The sequence below is a fragment of the Nodosilinea sp. P-1105 genome, assembly GCF_012911975.1.
Taxonomy (GTDB): Bacteria; Cyanobacteriota; Cyanobacteriia; order Phormidesmidales; family Phormidesmidaceae; genus Nodosilinea.
Genome location: NZ_SMDQ01000002.1, coordinates 168,335 through 187,269 on the forward strand (window position 1 = coordinate 168,335; position 18,935 = coordinate 187,269).

17 protein-coding genes and 1 pseudogene are annotated in these 18,935 nt (G+C 56.0%); 8 read left to right on the forward strand and 10 right to left on the reverse strand.

Translation table 11 applies throughout. The features are described from left to right. The first annotated feature begins 81 nt into the window (after nucleotides 1-81). From E1H13_RS01755 to E1H13_RS01775, 5 genes are all read left to right on the forward strand, one after another. The gene (locus E1H13_RS01755) at nucleotides 82-687 is read left to right on the forward strand and encodes a DUF3038 domain-containing protein (protein ID WP_169611672.1); all 606 of its coding nucleotides are present in this window, start codon (nucleotides 82-84) and stop codon (nucleotides 685-687) included. After that, nucleotides 684-2,114 (forward strand): DUF4335 domain-containing protein, encoded by a 1,431-nt coding sequence (locus tag E1H13_RS01760; protein ID WP_169611673.1) that lies wholly within the window; start codon nucleotides 684-686, stop codon nucleotides 2,112-2,114. The genes E1H13_RS01755 and E1H13_RS01760 overlap by 4 nt, the downstream gene beginning before the upstream one ends. A gap of 42 nt (nucleotides 2,115-2,156) precedes the next feature. Beyond that, nucleotides 2,157-3,233, forward strand: a complete 1,077-nt coding sequence (locus E1H13_RS01765) for an OmpA family protein (RefSeq protein WP_169611674.1) — start codon at nucleotides 2,157-2,159, stop codon at nucleotides 3,231-3,233. Nucleotides 3,234-3,280: 47 nt separating this feature from the next. After that, nucleotides 3,281-4,282 (forward strand): methionyl-tRNA formyltransferase, encoded by a 1,002-nt coding sequence (gene fmt / locus E1H13_RS01770; protein WP_169611675.1) that lies wholly within the window; start codon nucleotides 3,281-3,283, stop codon nucleotides 4,280-4,282. Between the two features lie 412 nt (nucleotides 4,283-4,694). Continuing rightward, on the forward strand, nucleotides 4,695-5,510 hold the full coding sequence (locus E1H13_RS01775) for a queuosine precursor transporter (protein WP_169611676.1): 816 nt from the start codon (nucleotides 4,695-4,697) through the stop codon (nucleotides 5,508-5,510). A gap of 53 nt (nucleotides 5,511-5,563) precedes the next feature. On the opposite strand, the pseudogene E1H13_RS01780 reads toward E1H13_RS01775, so the two are convergent. From E1H13_RS01780 to E1H13_RS01795, 4 genes and pseudogenes are all read right to left on the reverse strand, one after another. Further along, nucleotides 5,564-6,056 (reverse strand): annotated as a pseudogene (locus tag E1H13_RS01780) (hypothetical protein); the annotation flags it as partial. A 162-nt stretch (nucleotides 6,057-6,218) separates the two neighbouring features. Further along, complete coding sequence (locus tag E1H13_RS01785; RefSeq protein ID WP_169611705.1) at nucleotides 6,219-6,686, reverse strand: nitrate reductase associated protein; 468 nt, start codon at nucleotides 6,684-6,686, stop codon at nucleotides 6,219-6,221. Between the two features lie 72 nt (nucleotides 6,687-6,758). Next, nucleotides 6,759-8,048: an MlaD family protein gene (locus tag E1H13_RS01790; protein ID WP_169611677.1), complete on the reverse strand. Its 1,290-nt coding sequence runs from the start codon at nucleotides 8,046-8,048 to the stop codon at nucleotides 6,759-6,761. A gap of 133 nt (nucleotides 8,049-8,181) precedes the next feature. Then, on the reverse strand, nucleotides 8,182-9,042 hold the full coding sequence (locus tag E1H13_RS01795) for an ABC transporter ATP-binding protein (protein ID WP_169611678.1): 861 nt from the start codon (nucleotides 9,040-9,042) through the stop codon (nucleotides 8,182-8,184). 357 nt (nucleotides 9,043-9,399) lie between these two features. Between E1H13_RS01795 and E1H13_RS01800 the strand changes: the two genes are divergently transcribed. Beyond that, nucleotides 9,400-10,803, forward strand: coding sequence for a gluconeogenesis factor YvcK family protein (locus E1H13_RS01800; protein ID WP_206069879.1), 1,404 nt, complete (start codon nucleotides 9,400-9,402; stop codon nucleotides 10,801-10,803). A gap of 28 nt (nucleotides 10,804-10,831) precedes the next feature. Here E1H13_RS01800 and E1H13_RS01805 read toward each other — a convergent pair whose 3' ends face one another. From E1H13_RS01805 to E1H13_RS01815, 3 genes are all read right to left on the reverse strand, one after another. Then, nucleotides 10,832-11,077 (reverse strand): hypothetical protein, encoded by a 246-nt coding sequence (locus tag E1H13_RS01805; RefSeq protein ID WP_347404102.1) that lies wholly within the window; start codon nucleotides 11,075-11,077, stop codon nucleotides 10,832-10,834. Between the two features lie 154 nt (nucleotides 11,078-11,231). Further along, complete coding sequence (locus tag E1H13_RS01810) at nucleotides 11,232-11,414, reverse strand: hypothetical protein (protein ID WP_169611680.1); 183 nt, start codon at nucleotides 11,412-11,414, stop codon at nucleotides 11,232-11,234. Nucleotides 11,415-12,112: 698 nt separating this feature from the next. Then, nucleotides 12,113-12,952, reverse strand: coding sequence for a hypothetical protein (locus E1H13_RS01815; protein ID WP_169611681.1), 840 nt, complete (start codon nucleotides 12,950-12,952; stop codon nucleotides 12,113-12,115). Nucleotides 12,953-13,115: 163 nt separating this feature from the next. Here E1H13_RS01815 and E1H13_RS01820 point away from each other — a divergent pair, with 163 nt between their 5' ends. Continuing rightward, complete coding sequence (locus tag E1H13_RS01820; RefSeq protein ID WP_347404103.1) at nucleotides 13,116-14,864, forward strand: metallophosphoesterase; 1,749 nt, start codon at nucleotides 13,116-13,118, stop codon at nucleotides 14,862-14,864. A gap of 165 nt (nucleotides 14,865-15,029) precedes the next feature. Here E1H13_RS01820 and E1H13_RS01825 read toward each other — a convergent pair whose 3' ends face one another. Further along, nucleotides 15,030-15,377, reverse strand: coding sequence for a carbon dioxide-concentrating mechanism protein CcmK (locus E1H13_RS01825; RefSeq protein ID WP_169611682.1), 348 nt, complete (start codon nucleotides 15,375-15,377; stop codon nucleotides 15,030-15,032). 265 nt (nucleotides 15,378-15,642) lie between these two features. On the opposite strand from E1H13_RS01825, the gene E1H13_RS01830 reads away from it, so the two are divergent. Next, nucleotides 15,643-16,392, forward strand: a complete 750-nt coding sequence (locus E1H13_RS01830) for a hypothetical protein (protein WP_169611683.1) — start codon at nucleotides 15,643-15,645, stop codon at nucleotides 16,390-16,392. A gap of 46 nt (nucleotides 16,393-16,438) precedes the next feature. On the opposite strand, the gene E1H13_RS01835 is transcribed toward E1H13_RS01830, so the two are convergent. Both E1H13_RS01835 and E1H13_RS01840 read right to left on the reverse strand, forming a co-directional pair. Then, entirely contained in the window at nucleotides 16,439-17,098 is a 660-nt protein-coding gene (locus tag E1H13_RS01835; protein ID WP_169611684.1) for a bifunctional 4-hydroxy-2-oxoglutarate aldolase/2-dehydro-3-deoxy-phosphogluconate aldolase, read from the reverse strand. 4 nt (nucleotides 17,099-17,102) lie between these two features. Continuing rightward, complete coding sequence (locus E1H13_RS01840; protein WP_169611708.1) at nucleotides 17,103-18,854, reverse strand: ABC transporter ATP-binding protein; 1,752 nt, start codon at nucleotides 18,852-18,854, stop codon at nucleotides 17,103-17,105. Nucleotides 18,855-18,935: the final 81 nt, after the last annotated feature.

An 18,935-nucleotide genomic window follows, 5' to 3' on the forward strand; every position in this document is an offset into this window, starting at 1 on the left:
AGAAGGTTCGGCAATCCCTCCGGACAGGCAAGGTCAACCTGTGTTTTGATAGAATGCTGTTCGAATCACCCAGAGAACTGAATGCCAGTCAATAGCCCGCCAGTTCCCCAGCCCCCTCTAATGTTGGATGCGCTTGCCACCCCTGAGCTTGCCACCGACGAGTGCCCTCGCCGGGCTCGTACCCAACTTGATTTACTCTTGCTTGCGATCGAAGCCCTGGACCTGGGGGGCAGCGAAGCCATGCTGGCCGCCTGCCGAGAACTGGCCCTACATGGGCTGGTGCGAGGGCGTGTACATCTATGGCTGTTACGCAGTACCAATCCCATGCGTCGCTACAGCCAGCGACGACCGATGCCGTTGAACGAGGCCAAAGCCTTGGTGGTGATCATTGCTAACCTGGCTCGACGGCTGACAGTGGTGATCAGACAGTTGCTGTTAGGGTATCAACAGCTAACTGACAAGCAGCTTTCCCTAGATCATCATTTTCGGCTGGCAGACTATTTGACCCGCTTTCGCAGCCACTTTCGCGCTCGCATGAACCCCCGGCGGGCGGGGGTGATTGCCTACAGCACTGATGAAAAGCTGAACGAGTTAGCAATTCAATTGTTGGAACAGTTGCTACTGTGCTCTGGGGTACTGGGTGCCGAAAGACTCTGGAGTAGCTTATTTGATGGAGAGGTGTCATGACTATTCAGCGTCAATACACCCTACCCCACTGTAATTTAGTGCTACAGGGACTTAGCGCTAATGAGCATGACCCCATGTCCCCCTTGGCCGTGTTGATGAACGTTGAGTGTCATCTGCCGGGGGCCACCGATGCCACCCTGACTGGGGGGCGAGAGTTTTTAGATAGTTTGGTGGCAGCCGTTAGCCGTTACGGCCAACAGATCCTGAGTGGGGTGATTCGCCCCCTGTCAACTGCGGGTGTAGCGCCGCCTATGGTTGATTTGAAGCCAGGGGAGGGGGGCTACCACCATTTAATTGTGCAACAGCAGCCCATCGACCCCCCCGTCACTGACACGAATGCGCTGCCGCCACTAGACATTAAGCTGACGACGGTACAGTTTTATGACCTGATGGAGGCCGTGGATCAACTGTTGGCCGACACCCAGACCCTACCCGACCTGACGGCCCAGTTTCAGGCGGTGCCCCGGCGGTTGGTGAAACCGGCCGAGCCCATGACCAAGCGAGCCGCCCCAGCGGCCATTGGGGCAGCGGCTTTGGCGGCTGCTGGCTTAGCGCTCTTCTTTGTGCCACCGCCTGTGTTTGAGCCCAGCCGACCCGAGCAGCAGACCGAGTCCTCTGAGGCCGGGGCAGATCCCCTGGCGGGGAATGGAGGTGATAATCTGGCCAACGACGACAACCTGACTGATCCTAATGCAGCTGAGGCGGCGGTCGATCGCTTAGAAGCGGCGCCAGCCATTACCGATGCCGATACCATTGCTGTGCTCCGGCAAGATGTGGCCAATCGGCTTCAAGACGCTTGGGCTCAAGATCCGCTCCCCACTGAAGCGTTAACCTACCGCATGGTGGTGTCAGAAGATGGGGATATTTTGGGCTACAAGTATGAAAACGAGGCGGCCCTAGCGGCGGTCGATACGACCCCCTTGCCACAGCTCACGTTTCTGCCGGTCAATGCCAATCAGCCTGTACAGGAAGCCGTAGCCCAATTTATCGCTACCTTTACCCCGGATGGGACTGTGGTGGTGGAACCGGCTAACCGAGCCAGTGGGGCTGCTACTCCAACCAACAGCGAGGCCAACAGCGAGGCCAACAGCGAGACCGCATCAGGACGACTCCCGGCCCTAGAGGCCCAGATCAATGATGGCGATCGCATTCGCACCCTGAACAGCACCCTCTACAGCAGTATTCTAGACAACCTAGAACCTCTGTCCGCCAATGAACCCCTAAACTTTCGGGTACGGTTGGATAGAGATGGGACTGTGGTCGGCTACGAACCCACTAACGCGGCTGCCGTGCTGCTGGCTGAGGAAACTCCCCTGCCGGGGCTGGTGACTCGCACCAACAGCGATTCAGAGCAGGCTGACTTTTTGGTAGTCTTTACTGAAACTGGGGTCTTGCAGGTGAGCCCCTGGGATGGTTGGCCCCAGTAGCAACAGTTCCAAACAAGCATCTGGCCCTCGCCACCGTCTGGTATGTCTGATCCCTCTGAAATGCCCCCAATTCCCCCTGAACAGCCCCAAGGCGTTCAGCCCTCCCCCATGACGCCAACTCCCCCGACTCTCTCGCGGCCTGGGGGCCTGAAGCGGGGGGTTTACAGCCTCTGGTGGCTGGTCAGTCGTCTAGTGGTTCTGGGGGTCACTGCTAGCCTGGGTTGGACGTTGGGCATGGTAGTGGCCCAGGTATTTCCGTCCCGCAACCCAGATCCTCCGATCGCTGAGGTAGCCCTGCGCCAGGTGGGACAAACTACCCGGCGATTGCGCCAGCTGCCTCAGTGGTGGCGAGGCAGTGTGCCAGACCCCATCGACCCAGACCCAGTCGAACCGGGAGAGGATGAGGCGGTAACGGATACCCCGACAGACATGGCTCCAGTGGAGCCGATAGCCCCTGAGGCCTCCGAGTTCTCTGAGGAAGAGCGCCAGCAGCTGGCAGATGACCTAACTCGACTGCAGCAGGATTTAGCCAATTTAGAATCCCGTCTCGATCAACTTGAGGAGACAGTAGGCCAAACCACCACGGGTACCCTGGCCATGCGGCTGCAACAGCTGGAGCAACTTTCTTTAGACCCAGAGTTAGATCCAGAGGCAGAGGCTGATCCAGAGGAAGCTGATCCAGAGGAGACGGCTGAAGCGCCAGAAGCAATAGCTCCAGAGGCACCCCCCACCCCAGTACCGTTTCCAGAACCCCAATTTCCACTGATCAGCGATCGGATTGTGCTTCCCAGTACTCTGCTGTTTGAGCCCGGCAGCAGCACCCTGCTGCCGGCGGGAGAACAACTGCTAGATACGATCGTGTCTGACCTGCGTCAGTATCCGGCGGCCACATTGCTGGTAGGTAGCCACACCGCTGGCCCCAATGATCCAACCGCCGATCGCGAGCTCACCTTTCGCCAAGCCCAAGTGGTACAGCAGTATCTAGAGCCCCAGTTGGCTAGCGATCGCCGTCGCTGGGTGGTGGTGGGCTATGGCCAGTCTCGGCCTCGGGTGATCAGCACCAGCCCCGAAGCCCAGCAGCGTAACCAGCGCATTGATATTGGCATTGTGCCCCGATAGGCCCCTGCGTCTAGTACTGCTTTTGTTCTTGCTTGGTTTTTGTCCTTATGCGTCTGGTCTTTTTTGGTACCCCCCAGTTTGCCGTGCCCAGCCTGCAGCGGCTGCTGGCCGAACCCGACTTTGACGTCGTGGCAGTGGTTACCCAGCCGGACAAGCGCCGGGGCCGGGGCAAACAGGTGCAGCCGTCCCCCGTCAAGCAGGTGGCCCTAGCCGCCAACGGCCCCACAATAGTCACTCCCCGCCGGATCAAAAAAGATGAGGATGCCCTAGCAACCCTAGCGACCCTCCAGGCCGATGCTTTTGTGGTGGTGGCCTACGGTCAGATTTTATCCCAGCGGATTTTAGATATGCCCCGCCTGGGCTGCATCAATGGCCATGGCTCGCTGCTGCCTGCCTACCGAGGGGCAGCCCCCATCCAGTGGTGCATCGTCAATGGGGAGACCGAAACTGGCATGACCACCATGCTGATGGATGCAGGCATGGACACGGGGGCCATGTTGCTCAAGTCACACCTGCCCATGGGTCTGCTGGATAACTTTTTCGACGTGGCAGCTGCCCTGGCTGACCAGTGCGCCGACTTGCTGGTGGCAACCCTCCAGAGCCTGGAGGCGGGCAGTCTCACCCCCGAGCCTCAGCCAGCTGCCCTGGCCACCTATGCCCCCCTGATTCAAAAGCAAGACTATGAACTGGACTGGGGAAAAGCCGCGATCGCGCTGCACAATCAAATTCGTGGTTTCTATCCCAACTGTGTGACCCCCTTTAGAGGTCAACCCCTCAAGGTGACCGCCACCATTCCCCTGGGGGCGACCTATTGGCCTCACCTACCTCTTGAATGGGAGGCTCTGCCGACCGCCTTTGAGACCCTACAGCTAGAGCCAGCCACGCCTGGCACCGTTGTGGGTTTCCTGAAGGGCTATGGTCCGGTGGTGCAAACGGGGGATGGCTGGCTGCTGCTGCACCAGGTGAAGCCCAGCGGCAAGCAAGCCCAGACCGGGGCTGATTTTGTTAATGGCAGTCACTTGCAGGTGGGGGAGGTGTTGGGGAGGTGAAGAGGTGGGGAGGTGGGGGGGTGAAGGGGTGGATGGGTGGATGGGTGAAGGGGCGGACCTGTGTGTCCGCCCTGGCGGGGGAATGGGGGGGATTTTGGATTTTGGCATCCCCTCCTGGGAGGGGCAGGGGTGGGTCAGCTCGATTTTGAATTTTGGATTCTTCCCTTTGCTGCGCACGGGCGACGTCCTACGTTCTTCCCTCTTCCCTCTTCCCTCTTCCCTCTTCCCTCTTCCCTCTTCCCTCTTCCCTCTTCCCTCTTCCCTCTTCCCTCTTCCCTCTTTATCAAGCCTTCATCACAGCGGTCTTGCGTGTCCATGGTGAAGACAGGATATTTCAATGGCTGGTATAGCCCAGGACAACGGAAGGAGTTGATATCCTGAGGGGGATCTGGTCCTTCCTATCTTTCCTCCTATGGCAACTGAATCCCCTACCGCCGCAGCCCCTGCGATCGCGGTGCCCGAGCATATCCAGAATCGGCGTCAGGTTGTGTTTTTAGTGCTGTCAGGGCTGTTTCTCGGCACCCTGGGCATGCTTAACATTCTCAGCATTAGTCGGTTTGTGAATGTGTTTACCTGGGGCGATTTTGCGGTCACGGTGGCAGTAGGGGTTCTGCCCTATCCTGTCACCTTTCTATGTACGGACCTAATTTCAGAGCTGTACGGCAAAGAACGGGCCAACCAGGTGGTCTGGGTGGGGCTGCTGCTGAATGTTTGGGTGCTATTTATTGTCTGGCTGGGGGGCGTCTTGCCAGGCTTCGAGCAGATCGACCCGGCCACCGGGGAAATTATGCGGGATGCCGCTGGCCGGTTGCCGGTGTTTTTCGAGATTCGTAACCTCACCTTTGGGGCGGTGACGGCCTCTATGGCCGCCTATTTAACGGCTCAGTTTGTGGATGTGTACCTGTTTCACTTTTGGAAAACCTTGACCAATGGTAAGCATCTGTGGCTGCGTAACAATGGCTCGACCCTTTTGAGCCAACTGGTGGATACTACAGCTGTGGTGCTAATCACTCACTTTTTGGCCGGGGTGTTGCCCATCGACGATAGCCAAAGTTTGTGGCCCCAGTTGATTCGCTTTATTGGCTATGGCTACGTGTTTAAGCTGGTAGCCGCCCTGTTGGATACGGGGCCGTTTTACCTGTGTGTGTATTGGCTATCGGGTTATCTTCAGCTTGAATCTCCGGTCCCAAAGCCGAAGCGGCCTCGATTGGGAAGTCGGCGTGATTGATTGGGACGGTGGGGAGATGGGGAAGGTGGGGAGGTTGGGGAGGTGGGAAGGTGGTCAAAGATAATCAACCAGCCGCTGTCGAGCCCCAACCCGGCCAGATAGCGATCCAGCTGCTCCAGCCCTGCGGCCATGGGATCCGGTCGACCTTCACGCCATACTTTCAGCTCTATTCCCAGGGTGACATCCCCATAGCGCAAACACAGATCCATCTTGATGTTAAATGGGCTGACCGTATTTAAGCGGTTACTGCCGCCTGCAGTGACCTTGTAATCCCGCACATCCCGTACCCCAATTAAAGCAAGGGATTGAGGGAATTCTTGGGGACGATCGGGGTAGCCAGAGCGAAGCTGGTGTAAGCAAGAAATTAAGACGTCGTCTCTGAGCACTTTGCCAAAGCTAGCATCGCGGTGGTTTTGCCCGTTTGTCGAGGACAAAATATCCCTGCTGGGCCACCAATTTCGTCAGATTCGGCAGCCGATCTAGGGGTGGCAGCATATAGTGGATGTCGGGTTTACAGGGGCCAGCGGTGTTAAACCATTTGGACATCACTAAAGCTAGCGTAGATAACAGGTCGCAGTATAGCGTGCAACAGCTAACCGGCTTCTGATCGAGACTAAAGACAGTCAGACAGTCCGCCCTGGCTGTCGTGCCTCGACTGTAGGGATTAGCAATCTTCCAAACGCCAACGTGTGACTGCTCTAGTCACCGTTATCCATCCATTAGCCCAAATTCCACCAGGGCGGGGTAAAAGTTTTTATTTTCGTGGCTGGGACGGCTGAGCTTGATTAGGGCAAATCGCTGTAGGGGATCGAGGGCTTGCCACTGGTCTAGGGAAATCGTGCAGCGCTCTGCGGCGGCTCGGGTGACGACCTCAGGGGGGATCGACTGGGGGTTTTCCCAGGGGGGATGGGGGTCAAGGGGTAGGGTTTTGGCGGGTGCTCCGGTGTAATGGCTGACCAGTCCCTGTACATAGTCGCCATAGGCGACAGCTGTGGCCGCATCCTGGCACGGGCGCTGGGCCAACTGTTGTCGCTCGGCAGGGCTGAATTGGTTCCAGTGGTGTAGTTTGAGTTTGACACCGCAGGTATCTAGGTTAAATCGCACGATCATTGGAATGCAGCGCAGGGACTCTACAAAGTCGGCTTCGAAGTCAAAGAATACAGGGGATGGGGGCATCGGCAAGGGGTGCGATCGCGGCTTATGGGCATGGGTCAGGCGTGCTGAGGCATGGGGCAACAGCCATCGCCTCTAGGGTACTGGACTGGGGGGCACTGGGCTGGGGTGAGCCTGAAAGCGATACAGCTGCCCCTCATGGCTGACTAACAGCTGAGACCCGGTGTCAGCGGCTTCTGGTTTAGGCGCTGGGGTGAGGGTAATGCGCTCCACCCGGTTGCCTGCCGGGAATGTCAGAGCTTCGGCTAGCTGACTTTCTTGTTCGAGCTGATGGGTAATCGATACCAGGTCGCTTAAGCCATTGATCAGCCGACGAATGTTTTGCCGCAAAACTGGATCTCCGGTTAGCTCATCCACATCTGCCAGCACCTTTTGGGCACTTTGAAACACGCTCCGGGCAGAATCTAGGGTCTGCTGCAAGAGCAATAGGTTTTCAGGGGTGTTCACAGCTGAGGTAATTGACCGCAGATCAGCCATGGTCGCTGCCGCATCGGCAGACAGGGTATCTAGGTTATTGAGGAGCTCGCTGTCTCGAATGGTGGGGCTGAGGGTCGCCATGATCGCCTCCAGTTCAGCCGTACTGCGGTTCAGGTTACCCAGAGTGCTGATCAGGGTGCCGCGATTGGCCATAATCAGGTTGTTGATTTCGGTGCCAGTCACTTCAAACTGGGCCGCTGTGCTGCCCACCTGGGCAGCGGCATCACTGACACTACCGGTGGCCTGGTTGGCTGACACCATCAACGGCCCCAGATCGGTGCGAATTTGTTGAGATAGGCCAATCAGTTCGTCTGTCAGCAGCGTGGCACTTTCGGTCAAGACGGTGGCATTCTGGAGGGTGACCCTTAAATCCTCCAGCATGTCTGGGTCAGCAAAGGCACTGGCCAGCCCCTCTGCCGAACGAATCAGCGACTCGTAGCTGGCACCGACAAACCCCTGGACGCGATCGCCACTACAAACAATCACCTGGCTATCACAGCCATCCCCCGTAATGGGCATGGCGATGGCATCCTCTGGCAAGGGGCGGACGGGCGTAATATCAATCGTGGTTTCGCCAATCAGCCCCGACTGGTTAACTACCACATTGGCGTCCTGGGGAATGCGCAAGTCGGCTTGGGTAATTTCCGCAACCACCTCTACCTCATTAGCGGCGGGGCTAATGCTCAAGACCCGCCCTACTGGCACGCCGCGATAGCGTACCGCAGCCCCCTGGTTCATCCCCAGAGTATTTTCAAACAGGAACACCGCCCGATAGGTGCGGGCACCTGGGCTGAGGCCCCGCAGCCACAGGACCAATCCGCCAAACAGGCCCACCGCAATTAATATCAACAGACCTACAGATCCTTCTCGGATTGCCCTTGAGCGCATTGACCTTATCTACCTCAATCATTACCATATCGACCATCCCCCATTCTCCCAGAGAATCTGCGCCATCATCCCGAATACCAACCTGCTGAGCCAAGGCTTGGCGGTTAGCGGCGACGATGCCATCCAACCTACCCTAGGGGGCGAGCTGAATCGGTCCCTGGACTTGGCCACTAAAAAACTGGCGGACAAAGGGGTTGTCGGTTTCATCAATGGCCTCCACTGGGCCACTCCATTGAATGCGCCCCCGATGTAAAAAGATCACACGATTGGCTGTGCGACGAATTGTGCTGTCTTGGTGGGTCACAATTAAGTACGAACTGCATCCATTGCTGCTTTGAATATCTCGGATCAGGTCTTCTATCACGGTAGATGCAATTGGGTCCAGCCCCGCCGTCGGTTCATCGTACAGTAACAGAGCTGGCCGATCCTGGGGGTTATCAGGATTAGACACAATCGCTCTAGCAAAGCTGACCCGCTTGCGCATTCCCCCCGATAACTCCGCTGGATAGCGTTCTCCTGTACCCGGCAAGCCCACCATGTCTAGCACATTAGCCACAATTTGATGAATCTGTCGAGCGGATAACTTAGAGTGTTGATACAGCAGAAAACCAACATTTTCCCTGACTGTCAAGGAATCAAATAGGGCGGCCTGCTGAAATACCATGCCAATGCCCACCGGATCTACGGCATCCTCGATCAGCCCGTCTCGCCGCTGACCGGCCACATAAATTTCCCCGGCATCAGCGGGTAACAACCCCGCAATAATTCGCAAAATGGTGGATTTACCGGTCCCCGACGGACCGATAATCGCCACGGATTCGCCACGATAAATGGTTAAATCAACATGGTCTAGGACCTGATTAGGGCCAAAGCTTTTGCAAATACCCCGCAGTTCCAGTAGCGGCTCCTGACCACAACCACCGGACTGTACACTCTGATAAGACTGGCTTGGGTCGGTGGTATACCGCTCTCTATTCCTGCTGGCGTCAGTCATAGGCACCTATGTCTTTAAAGCTGTTGTTAACCATAGCGAAAGGTTTCATTCCCCAGTCATCGCTAACATCAAAAGCGCTAAGCCCAAGCGATGTCAATGTCCCAGAACGCTGTGTTGCGATCGCACCTCACCCCTCAGCCCTCTGGCCAGCGCTATTACCCTTGCCCATGGCTAGAATAGCTCGCGCCTGGGCAACTCAAAACTAAGATTTGACCTTGGTATACAATTGGGCACCACGACCCTTAGTTATAGAAGCTACACTATCCTTCGAGGTGTGCCATCTTGCTAAAACGCCGCTGACTAGTGCGAACATCACCCTGTTCCCTGGCCTGCCATCCTCCTATTTCAACCGCCCCCATGTTGCTCAAACCTCTGCATATGGCCTTTGGGAAGCTGCTCCGCCAGGTTAACCCTGTGGCAAAACCTCGACCAACTTCGACCGGACGGCCCACACCATCACGACAGGTGAATCGATGGGTTTGGTGGCTAGCGCCTGGGCTACTAGTCAAGCGCTGGCTGTTTTTAAGTGTGACGGGTGTCTTGCTAGTCGGCATCGGCTTAATGGTTTGGCTCAACCTGACGCCAGTCTTTCGTACTGGTCGGGTATTAGGGGACATTCTCAGGGCCATCACCACCTATTTTCCTAGCTATGTCAGTGGCCCTGTGGGGATTTTGCTAGGCCTAGGTTTAATTCTGTGGGGTCAGACTCGTGCCGTCGGGGCCATTACTGATGTACTAGTACCCGATCAAGAGGAAAAGCTGCTGGACGTTCTACTCACCCAGCGACGCCTGTCTCGGGGACCGAAGATCGTGGTGATTGGTGGTGGCACTGGGCTGTCCAACCTGCTGCGAGGGCTCAAACATTACAGCGCTAATATTACCGCCATTGTCACTGTGGCTGACGATGGCGGCTCCTCTGGACGCCTGCGCCGAGAGATTGGGGTGCTACCCCCTGGCGACATTCGTAACTGCCTATCCGCCCTGGCGGACGAAGAAAAGCTTTTGACGGAGCTGTTTAAGTACCGATTTGAGGCAGGTAGTGGCTTAGTCGGACACAGTTTCGGCAACTTGTTTCTAACGGCCATGAGTGAGGTGACTGGCGACCTAGAACAGGCGATCGCCGCCAGTTCTAAAGTATTGGCCATCCGCGGCCAGGTGCTGCCGTCTACCCTAAGCGATGTGCAGCTGTGGGCTGAGCTAAAGGATGGTCGCAGAATTGTGGGTGAGTCTAAAATTGCTGAGGCGCGGGGACAAATTGTCACCATTGGTTGTCTGCCCGCTAACCCGCCAGCCCTGCCTAAGGCCATTAAAGCCATTGAAGAGGCCGACTATATCGTCATTGGCCCCGGCAGCCTATATACCAGTATTATTCCTAACCTATTGGTGCCAGAGATTGTCGAGGCCATAGCGGTCCAGCGGGTACCCCGAATTTATGTGTGCAACATCATGACCGAACCTGGAGAGACCGAAGGCTTCTCGGTCTCTGATCATATTCGCGCGATTGACTCAGCCTGTGGACGTTACCTATTTGACGGTGTACTGGTGCAAAAGGCCCTACCCTCTGCGGCGGTGATCACCCACTATGCTAAGCAAGGGGTAGGCCCTGTATTGCTGGATAGAGACGCCATTACAGCATCCGGGCGACGAATTATTGCCGCCAACATCATGGAAGAGCAGACTAATCTGACCGTGCGTCACAATTCGCAACATTTAGCTCGGGTGCTGTTGCGATGGTATTCCCGTACCCAGCGGCTATGGTAGCGATAACCTACCTAGACCAAAGGTTTCCCTAGGACGGATCGGCCTTGAAGCGTTTGGTGATCCAACCCACTACTCCACTGGCGATCGCCCCAGCCATCAAAATACTGATCGCTGGCAAAATCAGTGGATTCCAGAGGGAATACCAAAGGTTAAGCCCTAGCTCCAGGTTCATGGTGTGGCCGATCACAGCGACCACAAACCAAGCAAAACTGAGTAATACTAAGGCCAAATCAACCACCAGGATCCAACTAATCAGGCTAGAAATGCGGCCCACCAAGATCTCTCCTCCGTGACTGTCATCGTCGATAAAATAGGCTGTCCCATGATTGGAACAGCCCTACAAACGGATTACCGTTTGAATTGATAGCTCTGATCACTATAGCAACCATCAACCCTGATCAGAATCAGGCGTTGACAGATGGCTTGAGCTAACCTTCGTTGTCAGATAGCAACAGATTGTCAGGGTCAACATAGTGGCACACGGCATCGTCCACACAGATCAACGCCCAACCAGAGGCTTCAATGCTAACCAACTCGTAGTCAGCGTCCTGCACAAAGAATCCTTTATGGTTACGAGTTTCGGGCTTGAGTCCAACGGAATTACCAGACATGACAATGTTCTCCAGAAAACAACGATTAGCGCTAATAGTGAAGAAAAGCTTATGGCTTAGTTGAGAGAATCCTATCATTCTCTTCATTAGAATTTTATTAAGTAATTTAAGGCTTTATTGCAAGGCAAGACGTTGCATTTTTTAACTTGACTATTTCCGGAAAAGCGATCCCTTGGCATGTGGTTATTTACCTAGCCATGCATATTTTTTCTGTCGCAGAAGAATAATTTACTGAAGTTTTGTTAATGTTCAACGTCACGGAAGAACTACATCGGAAACCAGCACAAATACTCAGCCATTTATGTAGTAAAGCGTGATCCCCATAGCTTTCTCCTGCAAATGACTGCCGTAAGACCTAGGGCGCTTTGAGTATAAAGTGATGATTTTTACCGTTTGGCAGGTTCAGTGCGCTGCGCATAAATCGGTTAACCCTTCCTGATACCTGTGTAACCCATGCCTACTTCGACAGTTTGCCCCTCTGGGGCCGCTACACGCTAGCGAAGCCATGCCGCAGGCTATACAGCACAGGCCTTCCAGGAGGGGATGCTGACACCTGACACCTTCGGCAACGGTGGTTATATTTCTGCCAGGCAGGATTAGAACATCAGTATAGTATGTCAAGATCCCAGGGTTCTTAGGCTGATTAGCCGTGAGTTCAGGGCATCCCAGGGCAGAACCCTGGGATCTGTACCGGCGTTTTAGGAAGTACAGTTGGCCTCGTCGTAAATCACCTTGACCGGGAGCCAGTGGGCGCGAGGCTCGGAGGAGGTATGGGGTTCAAAGCTTTGTTGGGCAGCCTGTTCGAGGGCATAGTCGTCCAACACGGGGTAGTTTGTACTGTCCAGCAGCTCAGGGGTTTGCATCAACGAACCATCGGCGTTCACAATTACCCCCACTAACCCCTCTGCGGGGGGATCTGGGAGGCAGGTGGTGAGAGGGTATTGAATGGATAGGGGCGATTGCTCTTTCCCCAGTTCCGGCGTAACGTCTGGGCCTAAGTCTTGACTGACGGCTTCTATCCAACCAGGCACCACATCAAACGTAAATCGTCTGAAGTTATCTGCTGTGAGGGATTTGTTGCGGTTGACGTACTCGTACTCAGACGGGGTGCGCAGTCGTTCTGCCGTCGTCAGGGGCGCTGACGGTTGGGGGGTAGGCTCTGGGGGAGCGGCTGGGGCGAGCGCCTCTGATTCTTCGGGCGTTGGTGGCGCTGCCGCTGGCGCTGGTGCCTGGGTTGGGGTTGGGGGGGCAGTTGGCTGACTAACTTGGGGCGGTGGCGCGGGGGTGGGGGCTACGGCTAGCATCGGCTCCGGTTCCGGCTCTGGTGTTGCCACCTCTGGGGTGGCTGGCAGTTGGACCACGTCAATCACGTCGGTGGCCGTATGGCTCTCTTCCGGCAAGGATTCAGCATCAGGAGAGCGATCGGTGACAGGCATGGACAGCACCACCCCATGCAGCCCCAGGGAGAGCAGTACCAACATTCCGCCCCCCCAGCGGGACGGCCATACCGCCGACAGATCTTTGAAAAGAGCCACCATAAAGTAGACTGCCTGAATGTGAGTGCTTCTACGCTGGCACAAGTTTTCCCAACTGTTAGGGGTGAACAGACAGTTTTTGTATTGTCGTCATCTATCGCCCATTTGGATGAATCTAGGGTGAGCAGACATTGGCTGGCTAGTGTTGTTACAGGACGAAAGAGTGGTGGAAAGCAGGCTATTGACCGATCCGTTTTTGCAGTACCCGACCGCCACGACTGTGCGGGTTGTCTGGTTTACGGAGTTCCCTGGGCAGCAGCACCAGGTCAGTTGGGGAGAGCCAGGCCAGGCAGGGGATGCGCCCCTGATTCACCAGGCAATGGCCACGACCCAGGTGCTGGGCCGCACCCGAGAGGATCCGCGATCGCAGCTGGACCATCCTGACTTTGTCAACCTGTCCCACACGGTTCGGCGGCCGATCTGGCGTCACGAGGCGGTGGTGAGTGACCTACCACCGGGGCAGCGGCTACCCTACCGGGTATCCAGCCTGACTGAGGACGGTACATGGCTTCACAGTCGCGGTTTTACCCTGGCGGCGGCCCCCTTGCCAGGGCAGCCGCTGAAAATTCTACTGACCTCAGATCATCAAAACATGCCCATGGTGGCGGCTAATCTGCAAAAGGTGCAAGAAACCATAGGCCAGGTAGACGGCATCTTTTTTGCTGGCGACCTGGTCAACGTCCCCGATCGCGCCTCCGAATGGTTTGACGATAGGCGTGGCAATGGCTTTTTTCCCTGCCTGCAGGGGCACGCCAGCTATGACTTGGACCACAACAACCACAACACCTGCTACCAAGGAGGGGAGTTGATTCAGCATGCACCGCTGTTTCCAGCGATCGGCAACCACGAAGTCATGGGGCGGTTCTCGGCTACGGCCCCGCTCAAACACCAGTTTAATGATGCTATCCCGCAGGCGATCGCTGAGGCCGTGTACGACTACCACACTGGCCTCTATAACCCCAGCAGAGATGACTCACTGCACCATCAATGGATCAAAGACAACTCGTTTAACACCGACACCTACGAAGCTCTCTTTACCCTACCTGCTAGTCAGGTGCCCCAGCCAAACCGCACCGACACCACCAGCCGCTACTACGCCATCACCTTTGGGGATATTCGGCTAGTAACCCTCTATGTCACTCAAATCTGGCGTCCGTACGATCTCAGCCCCACCGTCCGGGGTCGCTACCAAGAACGGGAAGCTGACCTCAATACCCCCCACCTGTGGGGCCACGGACAACATATCTTTGAGCCCATTGCCCAAGGCAGCGAACAATATCAGTGGCTAGAGCAGGAGCTGGCCAGCGATGCTTTCCGTCAGGCCAAATACAACGTAGTGATGCTGCACCACCCGCCCCACACCCTGGGTGATAACAGCGTTCCCGCCTTTACCAACCCAGTGGCTGTACAGGATAGATACCCCGATGGCCGCCTCCAGGCGATCCGCTACGAGTATCCCCTAGACCAGGACTACATTGCCCGCGATCTAATCCCGTTACTCGAACAGGCTGGCGTGGATCTCGTGTTCTATGGCCACTCGCACCTGTGGAACCGATTTGTGTCACCCACGGGCACCCACTACCTGGAAACCTCTAACGTGGGCAATTCCTATGGTGCTTTTTGGCGAGATCAGTCTCGTCCAGTGCCCCCGGCCAAAGCCGCTGATGCCATGGGCGGCTTTACCGCCGATTATTACGTCGCCCAGGGGGATCCAAACGGGCTAGAACCCGTAGTACCCACCCTGGCCCCACTGCTCGATGACGACGGACAGCCCCTGCCCTATGTGGCCAGCAACGATATTACGGTGTTTAGCATTTTCAACACAGGCCAGGGCACGATCAGTAGCTACTACTTCGATACCCGTCAGCCCGAGTCTGCGGTGGTGAAATTTGACGAGTTTAGCCTGAAGGACTGACCCTAGAGCAATCCCCATAGGGACGTTGCCGCCCCCTATGGGGATTGGGTGTGTCTTTTTCGTTTTTCTGCCAGGTGGCCCTAGGGCATCGGTTCAGTGTGGTTATGCTGCTTTAACGAGGCAATTGGCTGTCTAGCCAAGAAACCGGGTTTCTGTACCGGTGTACTAGCGCCCCATAGAGCCTGGTAGAATCGGCTGCTCTACCGCTTGGCGATAGATTTCTGTCTCTTCATTAAAGTCAATGGGCATCACAGCAACCACATTTTCGTGGGGCCGGGGAATAATCACCCAGGTCTCTAAAATCCCGCCAGGGGTGTTTTCAGCCGCTTCCACCCCGGCCGCCATGGCGGCTTTGACCTCAGACACGTCACCCCGAATGTTAATGGCAAAGCGGGCGCTACCGGCTCGAATGTAGCCAATCAGGGTGACCCGACCGGCTTTGACCATCGCATCTGCGGCGGCTAATACCGGGGGAAATCCCCTGGTCTCTAATGAACCGACGGCCTGTGGCATGGCTGATCTCCTCAGAAAATCCTGTGTGCAAAAAATCCCATCCTCAATTGTACGGGGCTAAGGTATCAATTGGTCTTGGGACTTTATCGGACCGACCCAATCGATCCTTCCTAGGCTGATGGGTCAAGGCCAAAAAGACTGAGTTTCCCATTAGGGCAAGGCCACAGATCAAGGGCCAGCGATCGGGGCATCTGCGGCAGTTCTTTACTTAGAGGATATTAGGACTTAATCTCAACACCATACACGTTGCTGGAGTTAGCGATTTATGATGCTTCGTCGGTTCACACCACTCTGGATTAGCCTATCGGCAGTAGCAGCGACCATCGGTGTTTTAGACAGCAGCGATCGCCCCTGGGCGATGGCTCAAGCGCCAGACAGCCTGCTGGCTCAAAATCGCACTACTATTCCCCCCAAGGTGTTAGCTGAAATCCGCCAAGGCCCCTTTAGTCAGACGATTTCGCTAGCAGACGGGGTAGCATTTGCAATTAAAGATAAAGATTACGTCCCGAGCATGCCAGCGATGGGGGTGTTTTCTCTCTGGGCGGATGTGCCCGATTGGCAGCGGCTGGAGATGGTGATGAAATACTGTGTCAGCAATCTTCAGATTGTCCACAATCAGGCGTCTCTGGTGGAAGTGGAGCTATTGGCTGGCGATACGTCCTTGGCCACCCTCGACCAGGTGCTTGAATCTGGCCCAGCCCGAATTAGCGAGGTAGAACCGCCCCAAGTTAGCAGTGTTAACACGGCGGTGTATTATGACCCGTTTTACAACACTTATTTCGCTAGCCCGTTTACGTTTGGGGTAGCCTATGCTCCAATGGTCACGCTTCCTGCCGTTGACTGTAGTGCCGGTACCACCCGATTTGACTTGATGCCAGTACGGGAAGCCCTAGCCACCTTGCCAAGTCAGACGTTGACCATGCGGTTATTGTTCAGTGACGGCAATACTGAGAACTGGCGACTGGGTAGAGGAACCGTCAACGCCCTGAAAGAACTGCCCTCAGTGCAACCATAGTTGCGCTGCGTCATGACTGGGGCATGACATAGGATACGTGTCTTGCCTACGGTTGCCTGTTAGCACCTTGATTCTGTTTGAGGTTGGTGACCAGTCGAGCTGCAGCGGTGGTAATTGTGCCCCAGTCTTCCTGAAGTACAGCCGTCTTGGCAAATAACCCGGTGGATAATCCGACTCCAGTGGCTCCGGCCTGAAGCAGGGGCAAGGCAGCGTCAACCGTGACCCCGCCGGTAGGCACCAGGGGAATATGGCCCAATGGCCCCTGCAAACTGCGAATGTAATCGGCTCCCCCCATGGCACTGATGGGAAACACCTTGACGGCACTGGCCCCAGCCTGCCAGGCGCGCACAATTTCGTTGGGGGTCAGGGCCCCGGGTACCATGGGTAAATTGTGGGTCTGAGCCCAGGCGAGTAAATCGGGAGCTGTGTATGGCCCAAACCCAAACATGGCTCCTGCTGCCTGGGCATTCTTGAGATCGGCCAGGGTCAGCAGCGTGCCGGCACCAATGGCGCAGTGGGGCAGCTGCTGCCGCAGCTGGGCCACAATCTGGGCCGGTTGGTCACTATTCCAGGTGATTTCAATCATTCGCATGCCACCCGCCGCCACCGCCTGAGCTAAATGGATGCCTAGGGTAGGGCTAGGGGCACGAATAATGGCGATCGCCCGGTGCTGTTGCAGCCAGGTCAAAAAAGCGTCTGAGGTCATCAGCTCAACTATCTACCGTCAGCTCAAACTGCTGAGCATAGAACTGAGCATAGCGTCCCTGGTTGGCCAACAGTTCGCTGTGGGTGCCAGACTCGATGATCTGGCCTTTCTCAACCACCAGAATGCGATCGGCCCGACGTACGGTGGCTAGTCGGTGAGCAATGATAAACACGGTGCGCCCTGCCATCAGCCGCTCCAGGGCCTCTTGCACCAGCGCTTCTGACTCTGCATCCAGGGCTGAGGTGGCTTCATCTAGAATCAAAATCCGAGGGTTCAGCAGCACCGCTCGGGCGATCGCCACCCGCTGTCGTTGCCCCCCCGACAAGTTCACCCCTCGCTCCCCCATCCAGGTGTAGTAGCCCTGGGAAAACTGGCTGATAAAGTCGTGGGCATTGGCGATGCGAGCAGCCGCTTCCACCGCCGCCAGATCAAACTCGTTTTGGCCGAAGGCAATATTTTGGGCGATCGTCCCCGAGAATAAGGTGGTTTCCTGGGGCACAATGCCAATCTGCCGCCGCAGGCTGCGTAGGGTCACCGTGGCAATGTCCACATGGTCAATCAGTACCTGGCCCACCTGGGGGTCGTAAAACCGGGGCAGGAGGTTCACCAGGGTAGATTTACCGGCTCCTGAGGCCCCCACCAGGGCAATTTGCTCCCCCGGTAGGGCAAGGAGGTCCAGGTTGCGCAAGACGGGCTCAGTCTCTTTGTAGCCAAAGGTAACATTGCGGTACTCAACCCGTCCGGTTACCGCTGGTAGCTCCGCTGCGCGGGGCAACTCCCTCACCGCTGGCTCAATCTGGAAAATTTCAATAATCCGGTCTACAGAGGCTTCCCCCTGCTTGAATTCGCCATAGTTATGGATGAAGTGGTTAACCGGGTCGATCAACATCAGGGCAGCCACCACATAGCTACCAAAAGAGGCTCCGGTTAAATTGCCCTGGGAAATTTGCCAGGCCCCCACCAAGAGAATCATTCCCACCACCAGGGCATATAGAAAGCCCACAATGGGGTATTGGACCGCTTGTAGCCAGGCGGCCCGATACTTGGCCTGGCGGTTCTTTTCAGCCTCTCGGGTAAACCGCTCTATTTCATACTGCTCGGCCGCAAAAGCGCGCACTAAACGAATACCGCCAAATACCTCAGTTACAAGGGACGACAGGTCAGACACCAGATTTTGGCTGCGACGGGAAAAGTTCAGCATCTGATTGCCAAACCAACCTGCCAGCACCGCCAGCAGGGGCACTAGAAATAAGGCGGTCAGGGTGAGTTGCCAGTTCAGGTAGACCATATAGCCCACCACCACCACCAGCTGCAGCATCGACGGAATAAAGTCGTGGAGCAGCTTTAGCACCACCTCGCCAATGCGGTCAATATCTTCGGTCAGCCGGTAGGATAAGTCCCCGGTCTGGCTGCGCTCAAAATAGGCCAAACTCAGCTTGTGAATATGGGCATAGACATCCTTACGGATGTTAAAGGCCACTTCCAGAGCGGCTTTTGACATCAAGGAGTCTTGAACGTATTGCCCCACTTTCTGGACTGCAAAACCCGCCATCGTAATGGCAATTAAGCGGGCAACCGCCGCCACATCCCCGGTGGGTAACAGTTCCAGAATCCGACCCGACAGCCAAGCTAACACTGGCCAGTAGGCGACAAAAACAGCCGTCCCCACCAAAGCTTGCAAAATCGTCCGCCATTCTTGCTGAACGTAGGGGACTAAAGTCCAGTAGTTAGAACCTTTAGATCGGCGTGTTCGGATCAAGGGTTGAAGACCTTATCAATGGCAGCAACTGTTCAATCACGCTACCAGGTTTAGGGGCATTGTGTATTTGTCAGGGTG

Bases quoted from the DNA above. Each gene is read 5' to 3' on its own strand.
- E1H13_RS01810 (WP_169611680.1), bottom strand. From the start codon at position 11,414: ATGTCTGGTAATTCCGTTGGACTCAAGCCCGAAACTCGTAACCATAAA.
- E1H13_RS01755 (WP_169611672.1), top strand. From the start codon at position 82: ATGCCAGTCAATAGCCCGCCAGTTCCCCAGCCCCCTCTAATGTTGGAT.
- E1H13_RS01765 (WP_169611674.1), top strand. From the start codon at position 2,157: ATGTCTGATCCCTCTGAAATGCCCCCAATTCCCCCTGAACAGCCCCAA.
- E1H13_RS01835 (WP_169611684.1), bottom strand. From the start codon at position 17,098: ATGACCTCAGACGCTTTTTTGACCTGGCTGCAACAGCACCGGGCGATC.
- E1H13_RS01775 (WP_169611676.1), top strand. From the start codon at position 4,695: ATGGCAACTGAATCCCCTACCGCCGCAGCCCCTGCGATCGCGGTGCCC.
- E1H13_RS01760 (WP_169611673.1), top strand. From the start codon at position 684: ATGACTATTCAGCGTCAATACACCCTACCCCACTGTAATTTAGTGCTA.
- E1H13_RS01800 (WP_206069879.1), top strand. From the start codon at position 9,400: ATGTTGCTCAAACCTCTGCATATGGCCTTTGGGAAGCTGCTCCGCCAG.
- E1H13_RS01790 (WP_169611677.1), bottom strand. From the start codon at position 8,048: ATGCGCTCAAGGGCAATCCGAGAAGGATCTGTAGGTCTGTTGATATTA.
- E1H13_RS01785 (WP_169611705.1), bottom strand. From the start codon at position 6,686: ATGCCCCCATCCCCTGTATTCTTTGACTTCGAAGCCGACTTTGTAGAG.
- E1H13_RS01815 (WP_169611681.1), bottom strand. From the start codon at position 12,952: ATGGTGGCTCTTTTCAAAGATCTGTCGGCGGTATGGCCGTCCCGCTGG.
- E1H13_RS01795 (WP_169611678.1), bottom strand. From the start codon at position 9,042: ATGACTGACGCCAGCAGGAATAGAGAGCGGTATACCACCGACCCAAGC.
- fmt (WP_169611675.1), top strand. From the start codon at position 3,281: ATGCGTCTGGTCTTTTTTGGTACCCCCCAGTTTGCCGTGCCCAGCCTG.
- E1H13_RS01830 (WP_169611683.1), top strand. From the start codon at position 15,643: ATGATGCTTCGTCGGTTCACACCACTCTGGATTAGCCTATCGGCAGTA.
- E1H13_RS01825 (WP_169611682.1), bottom strand. From the start codon at position 15,377: ATGCCACAGGCCGTCGGTTCATTAGAGACCAGGGGATTTCCCCCGGTA.